Below are 15,524 nucleotides of genomic sequence, written 5' to 3' on the forward strand. Positions count from 1 at the left end.
ATCATGTCTAGGCCGGCGCCGCTGCAGGCGCAGGTCAGCGTTGATAATCGCGACATTGGCTTTGCGCAGCCGGGCAGAGGGTGCGGCTGAAGCTCGCTGTTTACTCTTTTCAGCGCTTTGGTGCGGTTATGACGACCGTTCACATGGCCAGTCCGGATGGGCTCGGGCGAACGCGGGACGAACGACAAATTTCGGCCTGCGTTTCAGGGGGCCTACCGGGCCGTGCTCGATCTCGATCGACAAACCCTTGCCTACGCGGGTCGGCGATTGTAGTTAAGAGCCGGTATAGATGTCACGGCCGAGATCAAATTGGGCGAGCGCAGCGTCATTGAATACCTGCTCTCGCCGATCGGGCGTATCCTCGATTACGCGGCGAAGGAACGCTGAACGTCGCTTGCAGAGCGTACCGCCACTGCCTCCGCAGCCCGCCTGGTGCCGCATTCCTCGCTGAAAGCCAGCTCTGCGCGAGCTATTATTAGATGTGATCCCTGTCAGAATGACGCGTTTGGGAGTAACTTACCCGAGGGGGAGTCGGTGGTGTAACGATGATCAAGTATTTGATTTCGATCCTTGGCGTGTCGGCGTTGCTTTTGCTAAACGGTTGTACGAGCGTGTTCGAGCCGCCGCAACCACAGCCAGCGCCGCAACCGCGTGTTCAGGCGGTGAGCAAGCCGCCCCAGGCCGTCTCAAAGCCAGCAGTTATTCAGCGACCTGCGGACACAGGGGTCGGGTGGGTCACTGATATCAGTGACCTGAAATCTCGGCATCGGTTCCAGCTTGCGCAGCACCTCGTCGAAGTTGACAACGCCACGCACTATTATGGCGGTTCGGTCACGGATATTGAGGTGGGGGCGCGGTTGCGTGCGGTCGGTGTTTACCGCGACGAGGTTGTTGTGGCGGATACGGTCTACATCGAGCGACTGGCTCGGCCCAGGCCCGCAAAAGCGACTACTGGTAGCAAGGAGCCGGGCGCGAAAGCGGACCAGCCTCGAGTCTCTAGGACGTCGCAGCCAACCGAGCGCTCTGCGAGTCCCCCTAAGGGCCCCGATGCTGACAAGGTCGAGAGAACCGCCACCCAACCTGTGGCTGCAAAGCATGATGCTACGCGGCCGAGGGCTGAGAAGGCGGTTAGTGCACCAGCGGCCAAGTCACGTCCCCTTGCAGTGAAAAAAGAGCAAGTGAAGGCTACCGAATCTTCGAAGAAAACCCCGCCCGCCACGTCAGCGAAGACGGGCGAGTCGCAGCTCGCCAAGGCGGAGCCAAGCATCCGGCCCACGGTACCCGAGAAGGAGGCCGTCAAGCCGACCGAGCCCACGCCCCCGGCCCCGCCGACCAAGGATTTCAGCCATCTGGTCTTCGACGATCGTATCCTGCCGATGGCGTTGGACCATGGCTGGAGGCTGGATCGGCAGCGGGATGTCGTGGACGGGGCGCCCCGCTGTATGCTGCTTTCACCTGCGGTTACCATTTTCGACGGTTATTATCCCGCCAAGGTGTGGTTGCGCATCAACCCGGTCCGAGCATGGGTGAAAACCGACTCGAACATCGATAACAGCTACCCGGGGCAGGGCCTGCGTGTGGATGGCGGGGCTCTGGCGCCTTTCGCGAAGAAGCTGCTGGATGAGCAAACCACTTATACGGATGCCTCAGTGCTGCACGGCATGGCCGAAGGCCGCACCCTGACGGTGGCACTCGGATTTTGGCCAACCTGGCCTAAGACCAAGACGCAGACAGCGCGCCTTGATCTCGCCGGTTTTGCCAACGCCCATGCGGCGCTACAGGCATGTTCGCAACAACAACAGGCCGCACGTAAGTAGCCCGGCCTTGAGGGGAGTGACGTACGACCCATGAGCCTGCGACTTAAATTCAATCTGGTACTGAGCCTCGCCTTGCTGGTCGGGATCGGTTTAGCGTCGCTTTTCAGCTATCACTTTCTCGAGCAGAAGGCCAAGGACGAGGTGCTCGATGCCGCTCGCATCATGCTGCAGAGCGCGCTGTCGGTGAGGCAGTACACGGTGTCGGAAATTCGACCTTTGCTGGCGCTGCAGCAAAAGCGTGAATTCCGACCACAAACCGTGCCGGCCTACTCGGCGCGCAAATACATCGAGCAGCTACAGAAAAAGTACCCGGATTACAGCTATCGGGAGGCCACTTTGAATCCCACTAATCCGGTGGACCGGGCGACCGCGTGGGAGGCGGATATCGTCAATTGGTTTCGCAATAACGAGGAAAAGGAGCTCATCGGTGTGCGCTCCACGGCGACCGGGCCGGCCATGTATTTGAGTCGGCCCATCAAGATCACCAACCCGGCTTGCTTGACTTGTCATGGCGCGCCGTCGACGGCGCCTCCGACGATGATCGACAGCTACGGCACGGCCAATGGTTTCGGCTGGAAGCAAGGCGAGGTCGTCGGTGCTCAGATCGTCACGGTACCCATGTCGGTGCCTCTCGAAAGGGCACGAAATACCTTCTTCGTATTCATCGGTGCGCTGGTGGTGGTTTTTCTGCTGGTCGCGATCTTGCTGAACGTCATGCTGGAATTCGTGATTATTCGTCCGGTGAAAGTGATGTCCAGCAAAGCCTCCGAGATCAGCATGGGGGCATTGAATGTGGCTGAGCTGGAGGTGAGCGGCAAGGATGAAATCGCGCAGCTGGGCCGGTCCTTCAACCGAATGCATCGCAGCCTGGCCAACGCCGTCAAAATGTTGGACGAAACCGATAGCTAAGCTTGGCGTTGCTGTTGCAAAACGGTGCGGCGAGGGTGAGCGCTGGGCCGCGCGGATCACTTTTCTTGCCCAGCAACCGAATGGTGGAATGGCCTCGGGGGTTGGGAGCTTTTTGGGGGACGAGGCCGAGAAGCCAGAGGGTGACTCAACGGCTGACATCGACCGGAAGAGATGATGGTACCCGACAAGGTGGGGAAGTACGAGCTCCAAGCCGTCATTGGGCAGGGCGGCATGGGCATGGTCTACAAAGGCTACGATCGGGATATCGATCGCATCGTGGCAATCAAGGTCATGCATCCTTATTTGGCGGCTCAGAGCGCCGGCTCCGATCTCATGCGGCGCTTCAAGCAAGAGGCCCGCGCAGCGGCGCGCTGTGTACACCTCAACATCGTAACCGTGTTCGACTACGGCATCAATGAGGATTCACCCTACATCGTGATGGAGTACGTCGAGGGCTTGGATCTGCATTCATTTTTGAAGGCAGAGCAGGTGCTGCCGTTGCGCCAGAGCGCCGACATCATCCTGCAGACATTGGCGGCCCTTGATTATGCCCACAAATGCGGAGTGGTCCACCGCGATATCAAACCGGCGAACATTCTCCTGCTGGAGAGCGGGTTGGTTAAGGTGGCCGACTTCGGTATCGCCAAACTCGAGACCTCCGAGTTGACTGCACCCGGCGATATTATCGGTACGCCGATTTATATGTCTCCTGAGGCGAGAAGGGGGTTGCCGACCGACGCCCGCACCGATCTGTATGCGGTGGGTATGGTGCTGCTGAGGCTGGTCAGTGGCAAACGTCCAATACAAGGTGGTGGCGGTACGCCCGACCTTGCGGCTGTGCCGATGCCGTGCGAGTTGGCGGCGGCCGAGCAGGTGCAATTCCGAGAGCTTTTGGCAACGGCGCTGGCCCCGCATCCGGAGGATCGTTTCGGAAGTGCGCATGAATTCACCTGCCAGCTTAAGGCTATTTTGGCGCCTCATGCGGTTTATGAGTCGTCTGTGCAGGAGTTGGCGAGTACGATCGTAAAAACCAAACGTTGGGTTACCCAGCAGCGCGCTAAACAGCCGATTACCGCCGCTGCACCCACTTCAGCCAGTAACCTTTCGCACTACCTGACGCCGCAGGCGGCGGATCTGCTCAATGATGAACTGGCAAGTTATCTCGGCCCAGTCTCATCGCGACTGATCTTGGCAACCGCTGCAAAATCCAGAACGCTGGATGAGCTCATCGAGAAACTCACCAAGCACATCCCCAGCGAGGTCGAGCGTAAAGCGTTCATGCGTAGTGTCGAGCACAAAGGAGTGCGCTGGCTGAGTATGCTGGCGGCCGCTCGAGAAGGCAGGAGTTGGCCCACGCGCGAGTCTGCCGACGGCCAGGCTAAAAGCACGCCGGGCTCGTCAGAACAGGGCATCCGCCGTGCGGAGCACAGCGGTGCGCCCGGCGTGAGTTTAGAGGAATTGGCCACCGCCACGGATCGGCTGGCGACCTATATCGGTCCGCTGGCATCGTATCTGGTAAAGCGTTCCGCGGGCAAAGCCGTCAATCTGCGACACCTCTATGAACTCCTTGCGGTGCACATCGAAGATCCAGTCGAGCGCAAGCAGTTTCTCAGTAAACAGCCTTAACCCGGAAAATTCATGAATCACACACGCCCTCGCTTGCCCCTTGAATCCACAGGAGCTTTTGCTCAGTCGGCCGTAATCACCGATACGCCACTCCTTCACAAAAACTCCTGTGAATCCACAAGCTGCACAATCATTAATCATCGCGCGGATTCATGAAATTTCCGGGTTAACTACTTGCTGCCGTGTGATCATGCGTTCGGTTTGTTTCGATTATTACACGGCTCGTCAATTGGGCTCCTGCGCCAGGCGCTTGATGTACGCCAAGAACCCGTTTTCGGGATACAGGGAATCGAGAATGCACCGGGCTTCGACAGAGAGCAGCCCCTCGAAGCACTCGCCGAATGCGCCGCCCAGGGTGGCGAGTGCCAATGACTGGCGAATGTAGGCGCTCGCCAACTCTACGATCAGCGGTTGCTCGGTCAGCATCGCATTCACCTCGGTCTCGCAAGCCGCGGCCGCCAACATACGGGTGGCGTCGGCCACTAACAGGCACCAACGGGCCGCGCCGGGTGGCGCGAGGTTGTAGCGGTAGATATCCCCTTGGCAGCCACCGCACTCTGTGGGACAGCTTTCCATGCACAGCGTGGTGATAACGACGCCGCGTGCGCGAGCTTCATCCAACAATGCCGCCAATGCGGTTGCTTCCGGCGGTTGAATGGCGACCAGCAAGGTATTACGGGTCGATTCGATCAAGGACTCGGCCTGTGAGAGGAACTCGCCGCGGCCCGACAGGTTGAAGATCGCCGGTACCTCGGCGGGTACTCTAAGCGTAGCCAGCGCCCGGCGTGCGCTCGTGAGCGTGCGCCGTTGACCAGCTTCGATGTGCTCGAGCAAGCGCTCGGGTAGTGTAGCGGTATAGCGATTCCCATCGCGTGTTTCGAAGCGTCGTGCCGCGCCGCGCTGTACCAGTTTCTCCAACACCGGGTAGATATTGGCACGCGGCAAGCCCGCATCTCGCGCCGTTTCGTAGCCGTTCAGTGAGCTGCCCTGCGCCAGCGCCACGTAGGCGCGGGCCTCGTATTCGCTGAATCCCAGTTTCTGCAGGGCGAGCGTGATTTCCATACCGTACTTATAGTAGTCATCATCAAAACCACTATAAAATATTTAGGTGAGGAATCAAGACACTCCCTGCGGTTGCCAGCGACGGATTCGGGATTGCGACTCGCGGGGGCGGCCTTTGTCAGCACGATATTGTTGCCGCAGCTACGTCGTAATCCAGCGCACGCGCTGGATGGCTTTCGGGCAATCGAGTGCCGGTTTGCGCCTCAGGTGCGCGGCGCCATTGTGCTGGTGGGCGCCTCCGGTGCTTGGATGCTCTACCGGCTCGATCTTTGGCGAGTGCTCGATGACCCAGTTTCTGGTGGCTGCATGCCATGCTTGCTCTGTGGACATTGTTTTTCTCATGCTCTTCGTCCTGGCTCCGCTCGGGGTGCTCCGGCGCGTCATGTTCGGATCGCCGCAAGGGGATATGGCTCGACGACTCGCCCGGATGCACTATCTGCACGTGGCATTACTCATCTTGGCACTCGCGAGCATCGCTGGCGGCGTAGCGGGTAGCCATGGTTTGAACTGAAGCCCGATACGGCGCTCGGGCTACATGGATAAGCGGCGCGGTGTGACGGCTGTGGAATGGTTATCTCGGCGCAGTGGCGCAAAGGAAAAGGGAAGAAGCGTTTGCCAGGAGGCGAGCGCTCGACCACAAAGCGCCTTTCCAAGCGAGCGCGCTGGGGCCTCATGCGGCAGAATGCAAAAAGTGATCAATTCGACGAGACGTATTTCTCCCGCCGCACGTTGCGCATCGAAAACCCGTTCTCGGTCAAAAAGGCGGTCGCTTCGTCGATCATGGTCGGATTGCCGCAAAGATAGACGATATCACGCTCCGGGTTGAGCGCCATGTTCGGTAATATTCCCTGCACATAGCCGCTGTGTTCGAATTCGCCGGCCCGCTCCGGCTGCTCACGACTGTAACAGGCGCGAAAGGTAAACGCGTTGCATTGGCTCGCGAACGCGGTGAATTCATCGCCATAGATCAGTTCTTCTGGGCCGCGCACACCGAGCAGCAGTTCGACGTGGAAACCCTCCAAATCGATGCGCCGCTCAAGTTCCGGCAGCATTGCCCGGTAGGGGGTGACTCCCGTGCCGGTGGCCACCAGCAGATACCGACCCGGCGGGTCTTCACGCAATACCAGGCGGCCAAAGGGTCCCATGGCTTGGATACGCTCGCCAGGCTCTATTTTGAACAATCGTGCCGTAGCACGACCGCCTTCCACATAGGTCGCGGCGATGCGTATCTCCTCCGACTCGCTACCCGGGATGCTGGCGATGCTGTAGCTGCGCCGCAGCCGTTCGCCGCCGGATTCGATGAACAGCGTGATGAACTGCCCCGGTGTGTAGTCCAGTGGGCTGCGATCTTCGCGTACGAAAGTCAGCTCGCGCACGCGTGGAGTGATCATGCGAGCTGCTTGTAGAACGAGCTGGAATTGTTTCTGTGCCATGTGCGTGAATGCCGCCTCAAACTATAAAAAATGTAAGCATAACATTACCAAGGCAGCGCGGTCGCGCGAAGAGCGATGCCGATATCAGCGCTAAATAGAACGACGCTCTACACTAGCGTTGCGATGCGGTGCAACCAGCATCAACACGGCTGGCAACACGATCAGGGTGCAAATCAGAACCCAGCCGAGTGCGATGCTCAGCGTGCGGCCCAACATCGCTACCCCTGGATCGGAAGCGAGCGCCAGGCTACCGAAGGAACTCATGGTGGTCAGCGCGCTGAACAAGATGGCGGTCGGAGTACTGCTCAGTAGCACTTGGCCGATGTGCTCGCCACTGCGCCAGCGCAGCACGAAGTAGATGCCATAGGCGACACCCAGACCGACCAGGAGCGGCAGAACGATGATGTTGGCCAGATTGAAGGGAATCGCAAGGATTTCCATGCTGCCTACGGTCAACAGTCCGGCGAGCGCCAGTGGGGCTAGGGCCAGTAGCGTATCCCAAGGGTTGCGCAAGACCACCAGCAATAGGATTAGAATCGCGACGACGGCGATGAGAGAAGCTTGACGAAAGGCCGTGATTACGGCGTCACCTCCCTCCTTCAGCAATACCGGCAAGCCGATCGCCTGTGGTCCGACCGCCTGTACTTGATTGACGAAACGGCGCAGCTGCGGAATTTGATTCAGATCCAAGCTCGAAAAAACTTGCACTCGGGCCCGGCCGTCGGCGGTAAGATAGCGCTCGCGTAGCTCGGCCGGAAGGTTATCGAGGGTGATCTCCTGCGCCTGCAGGGCCAGGCTCAGGCGCTTCAGCTCGGTGGGCAGTGTACGCATGATGCGCCGCTGCAGTTCCGTGATGTTTTCGGGGCTATCGCCAAAGCGTGTCTGATAAGTATCGATCGCCTGCTGTAGGCCAGTGAGCGGGGCGGCTAAATCGGCCGCTCCGTGTGCCTGCCAATAGGCCAAGCGAGCGCGAAAGGTATTCAAGGCGGAGTGTAGCTCGGTAAGGTCGGGGGGACTGTCAGTTGCCGGTGGAACGAGGGTATATGGCGGAATGATAACCGTCAGACTCTCAACTCTAGCAAGCTTATCCGCTTGGTCTTCAGGGATGAAACTCGCCAGCGTTACGGCTTGTGCAACGGCTTGCAGCGCGGTGACACGCGCGGCCAGTTGCCGTGCGGCGGTAAGATTGGGCTGCATGAATTCGATGGTGTAGAGCGAGTACTCGCTTTCGGTCAGCAGCGAACGTAAGGCGCTGACGGCTTCCGAATTCGGATCCTGTAAACGTATCGGGTCGAAATCGAAATCGGCCTGTGTTGCCCAAGGGATGGCGGCCAGGCCGGCCAGCACGGCACCAAGGGTGATCCCCCAGGCGCTGCGTTTGAGCAGTAACGGGGCGAAGCCTAGCCGTTGTTTGAAGTGACTTGCGCGCGGATGAGTGCCCAGCAGTGTGAGCAAGGCGGGTAGCAGCGTGAGATTGGCAAGTAGCGCAATCAGCATACTGGTACCGGCGATGATGCCAAGATCGATGATTCCGGCGTAGCTGGTCGGCACGAACGAGTAGAAGCTTGCGGCGGCGGCTACCGCCGCCAGGCTCAGCGCTCCGCCCATGTTGCGCGCTGATAGGCGCAACGCCGTTGGAAGATTATGCGTGTAGCTGAAGTCCTCACGGTAGCGCATGCAAAATTGAATGCCGAAATCGATGCCGATGCCGACGAACAATACCGCGAAAGCAAGGGAGATGACGTTGAACGGCCCGACTATGGCAACGGCGAAAGCCGTTGTCCAGATCAAACCGACGAGCAACGTCACGAGCGTCGCCAAGACGAACCGCCAGTTACGCAGGCCAACCAGCAAAAGGATAATGATCAGCGTGATTGACAGGATAACGGCGAACGTCATACCGGTCGTGGCAGTTTGCAGCTGCTCATTGTCGAGCACAGCCTCGCCGGTGAGGCGCACGCGCACTCCGGGCTCGCGGTTCAGCCCTAGGGAGCGCACGGCCCGCTGGGTGGCGCTGATCGCGTGCTGAAAGGGCTGGGCGGCGTTTGCTTCCGGTCGTGGTTTGGCAAGGATCAGTTGCCGTCGTTCCAGCTGAGCGCGTGGCTCACCGAACATTAAGCGTTCCCAGGACAGCTGATAATGCGAACCGCTCGACAGTGCGTTGAGTGTCCGGGTGAGCTCCTGGAGAATCGTTTCGAGACCGGGCAGTGATTCATTGTCGGTGGCTTGGTGATCGAGTGCTTCGCCAAGCAGCGTGAACAGACCTCGCAGGCTGGGATCCTGTGCGAGTCGGGCCAGGAGTGGCTGGGCCTCAGAGAGCCGCTCGCTGAGCTCGTCCAGCGCTGTTGGCTCGAGGTACAGCAGGCCGTTCTGAGTGAAAAATGCCCCAGCCGTGGGTTGATACACTTCTGAGAACAGGTCAGGGTGCTGTTCGAACCAGCGAGTCAACCGCTCGGCGGCCTCCCGCGCAAGTCCACCGGTTTGCCCGTCGACGACCACCACGATGTTCTGGCTCAGATTGGGGAAAGCGCGGTTGAACTCGGCGTTCAATTTTTGGAAGGGCAGATCGCGCGAGAGCATACCGGTGGTATCGGGATTGATGGCGAAGTGGTTGGCGACGAAATACGCCAAACCGGTGGTCGATAGGACCGCGGCCAAGAATACCCACCCCGCCGCGCGGCGGGAGCGGTCGACCAGCCAGCAGAGACAACGTACGTAGGCAATGCCGGCCGCTCGGATGAGCTGGCCGGTCCGTTGCGGCTTATCCAAGGTCACGGAAACCGATCCGGGTAATGCCGTGGTCGATGAACGTGGCCGCGACCGGTGGGCTTATCAATGCCTCGAGCTCGCGCTGGTGTTGGTAGCCTGGCAATGTTGGCGCAATAAGCGCATGAACTCCGCTCCCTCGCGCAGGCGCAATCCATTGTCGCGCATGACCTTCAAAGTCTTATACGGGACATTTGCTTTGGTGTTGCAGGGCCGGGTGACTCCGAGCTTGCCGAGCCCGCAGGCGATCTCCTTGGCACACGGTTTGAAATCCCTGGAAGGGTCGTCGTCGGGAAAGACTTCCTTGGCCTGTGGGAAATGCTCCTGGACATCAGTCGGTGCGTCGATGAGCTTGTTGCCAGGCCGGAGGGCCGTTGGCTGGGCGAGCCAGGTGGGGCACCAGAACGAGCGGATTTCCCAGTTTGCCTGATAGTGGGCGCCCGCCCCGCCGTCAAAGCCGTCGAATAGCGACGGATGCAAGAGCAGCGTTCTCACAGCAATCCCCCTCCCGTTCGGTTGCGAGCGGAACCGTTCGCTTGAACGTTGAGCCAGCGCCGGCGCCAACGGACGCTGCGGGAACCGAAACCCGCACACCAAGCGGTGAAAGTCAATATATCCCGTATCGGGATCAGCCACGGCTGCGCTCGTTCGCCGCGCCCAGAAAACTTGTCGACTTCGTAATGTAGCATAAGGCGCATACCCAACGAGAGCCCCCAACAGCAGCAGTAACGGCGGCTGTCCTCCCCCCAGCGAGCGGGCCGAGCAAGCAGAGCGGTACCGTGTGACTCGGAGCGTTGAGTGCATAGCCTCATGGCTGTAGCCTGCGGATGGTGCGCAACCAGCGTACTTCGTGCTGCCACAAGTGGGCGAAATTGGGTTCGGCAACCACGGTTTCGACGAGATAATCCGAGAGCACAGTAGACGAGTTGAAAGCGGGGTGATTCTGGGCGCAGAAGGCGTATAGGCTCGTATAGAGCTCAGGTTCATCGCCACACAGCGGCTTCAGGACGGTGACCGGGGGTGCGGCCCCACGCTCTTGCGCAGTCTGGCCGGTTGTTTGACGCGCCAGAACATGGTCGCCATGAGTGCAACACACTGATAACTTATGACCAACAAGCAGATGGCGTAGCGGAGCACACATAAAATTCGGGCGGTAATCGGATCCGCAAGCAGTACCTGGCGCGCCGAGTCGGCGCGTGCGATCGTACAGCTGCTATTGCCGAGTTGGCACGGGCGGCACCAATACTCTGAAACAAGCAAAAATAAGATGGGCATTGCAATACCCTGAGGAGGGTGGCGCCGTACGATGGGTCCCACATTACTCACCGGAGCGAGTGGTTTTGTCGGCTCGGCCGTGTTACGCAGGCTGCAGGCCGCTGGCCATGAGGTGCGTGTCTTGGTTCGGCCGACCAGCAGCCGACGCAACCTCGAGGGGCTCGACGTGGAGGTGTTCACCGGCGACCTCACGCAGCCAGCCACGCTCGCACGGGCGGTTCGCGGGTGCCGGGTGCTGTTTCATGCGGCGGCCGATTACCGGCTCTGGAGCCGTGATCCACGGGCCCTCTATCGCAGCAACGTGGAGGGTACTCGATATATGCTGGCGGCCGCGCTCGAGGCGGGGGTCGAGCGGGTCGTCTATACCAGCAGCGTTGCGACCTTGGGGATCCGATCCGATCATGTGCCCGCCGATGAGGCTACCCCGGCCACGCTGGTCGACATGGTGGGGCACTATAAGCGCTCGAAGTACTTGGCCGAAGAGGAGGTCAGGCGCTTGATCCGCGCGACTGGGTTGCCGGTGGTAATTGTAAATCCCTCGACACCGATCGGACCACGTGATCTCAAACCCACGCCGACCGGACGTATGGTACTCGATGCGGCGGCCGGCCGAATGCCGGCCTATGTCGATACCGGACTCAATATCGTGCATGTGGACGACGTGGCCCATGGGCACTTGCTGGCGCTCGAGCACGGCCAGGTGGGGGAGCGTTATATCCTAGGTGGCACCAACATGAGCCTGCGCGAGATACTGATACAAATCGCGGCCATCGTCGGCCGGCCGCCGCCGAAGCTGCGCCTGCCGTATAGTTTGGTGCTCCCCATCGCTTATGCAGCCGAAGCCTGGGCTCGGGTCAGCGGCCGGGAGCCGCGGGTCAACGTGAACGGTGTCCGCATGGCCAAGAAGCACATGTACTTTTCCAGCACCAAAGCCGAGCGCGTACTGGGCTACTCACCGCGGCCCGCCGAGGCGGCGCTCGAGGACGCGATCCTTTGGTTCAAGGAGCAAGGCTACCTCAAATGATAATTATCGCCAGGCGCTATCGAAAGAGCAGTGATCGGCCTCTGGTCACGAGGCTGGCGATTGTCATGGCGAGCATACCGGTTATGAAAATTCCGTCGAACAGGCCCGCGCCGCCTATCGATGCGACCGGAGTACCCAGGCTGTGAATATGGTCCAGGTTGAGCAAGTCGCCGCCGATCAAAGTGCCGAGGCTGCCGCAAATGTAAGCGAGCGGTGCGGCATAGATTCTGGACAAGAGTAAGGCGACCGCCGCGCTCAGCAATGGGGGGGTTAATACGGGCACGGCGATGCCGGTTCCCGGCACAGGGGAAGCCAGCAGCAAAACCACCGCGCCTACCGCCGTTACGCCGAGCAAGGAAAGAAGATACAGCTTGTTCCTGATCAGCAGATAAATGGAGAGCAGGATCGGAATCAGTGCGCCACCGACATTGATGGCGAGCACGGTGCCGGGCGCATTCACGATAACCGGTAGGGTGTATTCCATCCCGAAGAAGAGGGTTTCGTGCTCTGCCAGATACCCCCTTGATGGGATGTGCGCGAGTGGAATGTTGATATAACTGCCGAGCCACGACAAGAGCAGCATTATGAATAGATAACGCCGATTGACGGCGGCGCGGGAGTGGGTGTTCGGCAGGACTCTGACGTCGATTAGGATGAGCACGGCGATGAGCGCACCAAAAAGCAAATATAGGAACTCGGGAGCGACTCGGAAATAATCCATTCGGAATTCCTAACGTGTTGGCGTTGCCGTATTGTGCCCCCCCTCAGCCCGACCTGAGCCGCCCACTGAGCTTATTGGTGTACCTGTTTGCCGGTAGGTTTTTCCGCCTCTTGCTGCTGGGACGATAGCGCAAGGCTGTCGCTGCGCAGATGCAGATCGCGCTGCGGAAAAGGAATCTCGATGCCCTCCTGGCGGAAAGCATCATCGATGGCAAAGTGGAGATCGCTGATCGTGGGTAGATAGTAATCGGTATCGTAGACGTAGCAGCGCAGTTCGAAGTTCAGCGAAGAATCACCAAAGGCGAGGAAATAGGCCGCCGCAGGCGGATAGCGCAGGATATGGCGATGCGCTTGGGCGCAGTGAAGCAGGATCGCGGCCACTTTTTTTGTATCACTGCCATAGGCGACCCCTACCCGAATGCGCACCCGCGCTAGGCGATTTTTATAAGTCCAATTAGTGACCGGTGAGGAAATAAACTCCGAGTTCGGCACGATCACGGAGGAGCGATCGAAGGTCTCTATTTCGGTCGAGCGTACGGAGATGCGTTTCACCGTACCCTCGGTCGCGCCGACGATGATCCAGTCACCAACCTTGACGGGTCGCTCGAGCAACATCAGCAGGCCCGCCACGAAGTTCTGAACTACGTTTTGCAGGCCAAAGCCGATACCGACGCCAAGGGCGCCGGCCACCAGGGCGAGGTTTGAGAAATCAACACCTAGGGTGGAGATGGCGAGCAGTAAGACGATGGCCACGCCGAGATAGCCGGTTGCGGCGGCAATCGAGTTGCGGGCGCCGAGATCCAAGCGCGTATTGGGCAGCACACGATTGGCGAGCCAATGTCGGAAAATGTTCGTGATGATCACGCCCACGATCAGTACCAGAGTCGCGAGCAGCATTGCACCCAGGGAGATGGAGATGCTGCCGATCTGGATACCCGAGAGCAGCTGACCGATCCACAGCTGCAAGGTTGTGGGAGGGACACCGCAGATGAATAGAATAAGGTAAATCAACGGTAGAAAGATCAGCAGGTTCAACACCATGCCGATCCAGAACATGGTTCCGCGGATTCTACGCTGATCCGTATCAGCGGCTTTTTTTACCGCCCCGTTTGGCATCAGCCGACGGCGGGTGAGTCCGCGCTCGACCATCTCCCCAATTGCCAAGCGCAGCAGGAGGGCAAACCCGAACAGGATCGCGACGGCCACCAGCCGCGATTGGATAAAAAAAGCGAGCCTGCCATAGCCCGCCAGCGCAAGGAATGGGGTAAGCAGCATGATTAGGCGGCCGGCTTTACGGCCGCGTTCGAACCAGGAGTGAGGGGAGGTCTCTTCCTCGCTTGCGGTCAGCTCTGCTTTATCGTCCGTTGCCGAAGGCTCTCCTGTACGCTCGGCGGCTTGCTCTACGCTACCGGCGCTCTGAGATTCCGCGAGCGAGGTCTCCCAATAGGCGGGTGCCAAGGCCCAGATCATAAGCAGACTCGTCAAGGGGACCTGGATGATGAAAAAGGCCGATTCCAGCTCCGGGGTCAGCATTTTGCTGTAGTAGGCCGTAATCAACAGTGCGAACGCGATCAGCAAGCTTGCGGTGACACCGCGAATAGCCGCCAGCAGGCGGTAGACATGAGCCGGCTGTACCGGGGCGATCCGCCAGGCAACCAGATGCGGGGAGGCGGCGGCGCGGACGAGACCCATGATCATGAGAAAGGCGGCGAGCGCTGTTCCACCGGAGTAAAACAGCAAAGCGAATAGGCCCGTCAGCACGCCTTGCAGATACAAGATCAGTAAGGTCAACACGACGATCGCGGCGGGTATGACGGCGTTAGCAAAACCGTCGGCCAGAGCCGCGATAAGGCGCCGGGCGTAGGTCGGCCCCTGCTCCGCTCCATCACGGCCAAAGCGCCGCGTCAGCCAGATTCGGGTCGGCCAACCGATTCCCAGGCCAAGCACCAACACCAGCATAAGCGGGCCGAGAAGCCGCCACGTACCGTCCTGGAGACGATGGATATCCCACCACGCACGCGGCGCTTCAATTGCCTGTCTGGCAAACGCCAGGGCATCGACACTGGCTTTCTGCCAGATCTGCAGATGAAAGGGCAGGGGGTTGCGCTTGAGGATCTCCGAGCGGATGCGCGTCTGCTCCCAACCGGCGATGGATGCCAGGAGATCATTGGCCTGGCCGATGATCAATTTGGTCTGGGTCACCTCGGCGTTGAGCTTGGTCACACGGCTTTGCATCTCCTTGCGTAGCGCGGCGATCTGCGGCGTCTCCGCCGGCGGCGCCTCAGTAGCCCCCGGCTCCTTGGATTCCTTGGTAGCGGGCACCGGCGTCAGGCTCTCCAGGCGCTGCTTAGCGGTCTCCAGTTGCGCCATGGCTTGGCCACGGGCCTTGCGGGCGGAGTCCAGCGTGGCTTGCAGGTCGCCCTTGATTTCGCTCATTTCCACGCGGGCAAAGTCGCTTTCGAGCGCTTCTTGGGCACGCTCGATGGTTTGATTCCAGCTCTTGAGGAGCTGGTCGAACGGCACGCTCTCCGATTCTTCACCCAGCGCGCTGCCCATCCCTAGCAGGGCTAACAGCAGCACGAGCGTAATCCATTTCACGGCGTGTCCGAGAGCGCCCAATCGTCCTGAAAGAGGGTGGTCATGGCGGCGGCGTGCATCCATACAACTGCTTCGTCCGTTAGAGGTTGGGTGGTGCCCGTTGGAGGGTACTATCACTGCCCAATGGTACGCCAGCGCGGCAAGAAGGTACGGGGCGGAATGCTCAACTGGTGAGCAATTCGCCGACATTTCAGGGATCACGCTCAGGTAGTTCAGCAGACCCTTCTGGTGCTTCTTGACAGTAGTAGGAGGGCGTTGGTTCGCTATCGTTTTTGATCTTAGCGCACGTATTAT

At 59.7% G+C, this 15,524-nt stretch carries 11 protein-coding genes; 5 read left to right on the forward strand and 6 right to left on the reverse strand.

Translation table 11 applies throughout. The features are described 5' to 3' along the window. The first annotated feature begins 545 nt into the window (after positions 1–545). The 3 genes from NB231_RS00215 to NB231_RS00225 all read left to right on the forward strand — a co-directional run bounded on the left by NB231_RS00215 (position 546) and on the right by NB231_RS00225 (position 4,352). A complete protein-coding gene (locus NB231_RS00215; protein ID WP_004998570.1) occupies positions 546–1,817 on the forward strand; it encodes a hypothetical protein in 1,272 nt (423 codons plus the stop codon). 30 nt (positions 1,818–1,847) lie between these two features. After that, entirely contained in the window at positions 1,848–2,726 is an 879-nt protein-coding gene (locus tag NB231_RS00220) for a c-type heme family protein (protein WP_004998572.1), read from the forward strand. 171 nt (positions 2,727–2,897) lie between these two features. Then, entirely contained in the window at positions 2,898–4,352 is a 1,455-nt protein-coding gene (locus NB231_RS00225; RefSeq protein ID WP_004998575.1) for a serine/threonine protein kinase, read from the forward strand. Positions 4,353–4,577: 225 nt separating this feature from the next. Here NB231_RS00225 and NB231_RS16505 read toward each other — a convergent pair whose 3' ends face one another. Next, positions 4,578–5,414: a TrmB family transcriptional regulator gene (locus tag NB231_RS16505; protein ID WP_004998577.1), complete on the reverse strand. Its 837-nt coding sequence runs from the start codon at positions 5,412–5,414 to the stop codon at positions 4,578–4,580. Positions 5,415–5,697: 283 nt separating this feature from the next. Between NB231_RS16505 and NB231_RS19290 the strand changes: the two genes are divergently transcribed. Further along, complete coding sequence (locus tag NB231_RS19290) at positions 5,698–5,925, forward strand: hypothetical protein (protein ID WP_232210353.1); 228 nt, start codon at positions 5,698–5,700, stop codon at positions 5,923–5,925. Between the two features lie 184 nt (positions 5,926–6,109). Here NB231_RS19290 and NB231_RS00240 read toward each other — a convergent pair whose 3' ends face one another. The 3 genes from NB231_RS00240 to NB231_RS18890 form a co-directional block, all read right to left on the reverse strand. Further along, positions 6,110–6,847 (reverse strand): ferredoxin--NADP reductase, encoded by a 738-nt coding sequence (locus tag NB231_RS00240; RefSeq protein ID WP_004998586.1) that lies wholly within the window; start codon positions 6,845–6,847, stop codon positions 6,110–6,112. A gap of 90 nt (positions 6,848–6,937) precedes the next feature. After that, the gene (locus tag NB231_RS00245; RefSeq protein ID WP_004998588.1) at positions 6,938–9,622 is read right to left on the reverse strand and encodes an MMPL family transporter; all 2,685 of its coding nucleotides are present in this window, start codon (positions 9,620–9,622) and stop codon (positions 6,938–6,940) included. Positions 9,623–9,679: 57 nt separating this feature from the next. Then, positions 9,680–10,108, reverse strand: coding sequence for a hypothetical protein (locus NB231_RS18890; RefSeq protein ID WP_198007204.1), 429 nt, complete (start codon positions 10,106–10,108; stop codon positions 9,680–9,682). A gap of 811 nt (positions 10,109–10,919) precedes the next feature. Here NB231_RS18890 and hpnA point away from each other — a divergent pair. Further along, the gene (hpnA, locus tag NB231_RS00260; protein WP_004998600.1) at positions 10,920–11,912 is read left to right on the forward strand and encodes a hopanoid-associated sugar epimerase; all 993 of its coding nucleotides are present in this window, start codon (positions 10,920–10,922) and stop codon (positions 11,910–11,912) included. Between the two features lie 16 nt (positions 11,913–11,928). Here the strand turns inward: hpnA and NB231_RS00265 are convergent, their stop codons facing one another. Continuing rightward, positions 11,929–12,633, reverse strand: a complete 705-nt coding sequence (locus NB231_RS00265; protein WP_004998601.1) for a DUF1614 domain-containing protein — start codon at positions 12,631–12,633, stop codon at positions 11,929–11,931. A gap of 71 nt (positions 12,634–12,704) precedes the next feature. Then, positions 12,705–15,230: a mechanosensitive ion channel domain-containing protein gene (locus NB231_RS16510; RefSeq protein WP_004998604.1), complete on the reverse strand. Its 2,526-nt coding sequence runs from the start codon at positions 15,228–15,230 to the stop codon at positions 12,705–12,707. Positions 15,231–15,524: the final 294 nt, after the last annotated feature.

This window comes from Nitrococcus mobilis Nb-231 (assembly GCF_000153205.1).
In the GTDB taxonomy this organism is placed as follows: Bacteria; Pseudomonadota; Gammaproteobacteria; order Nitrococcales; family Nitrococcaceae; genus Nitrococcus; species Nitrococcus mobilis.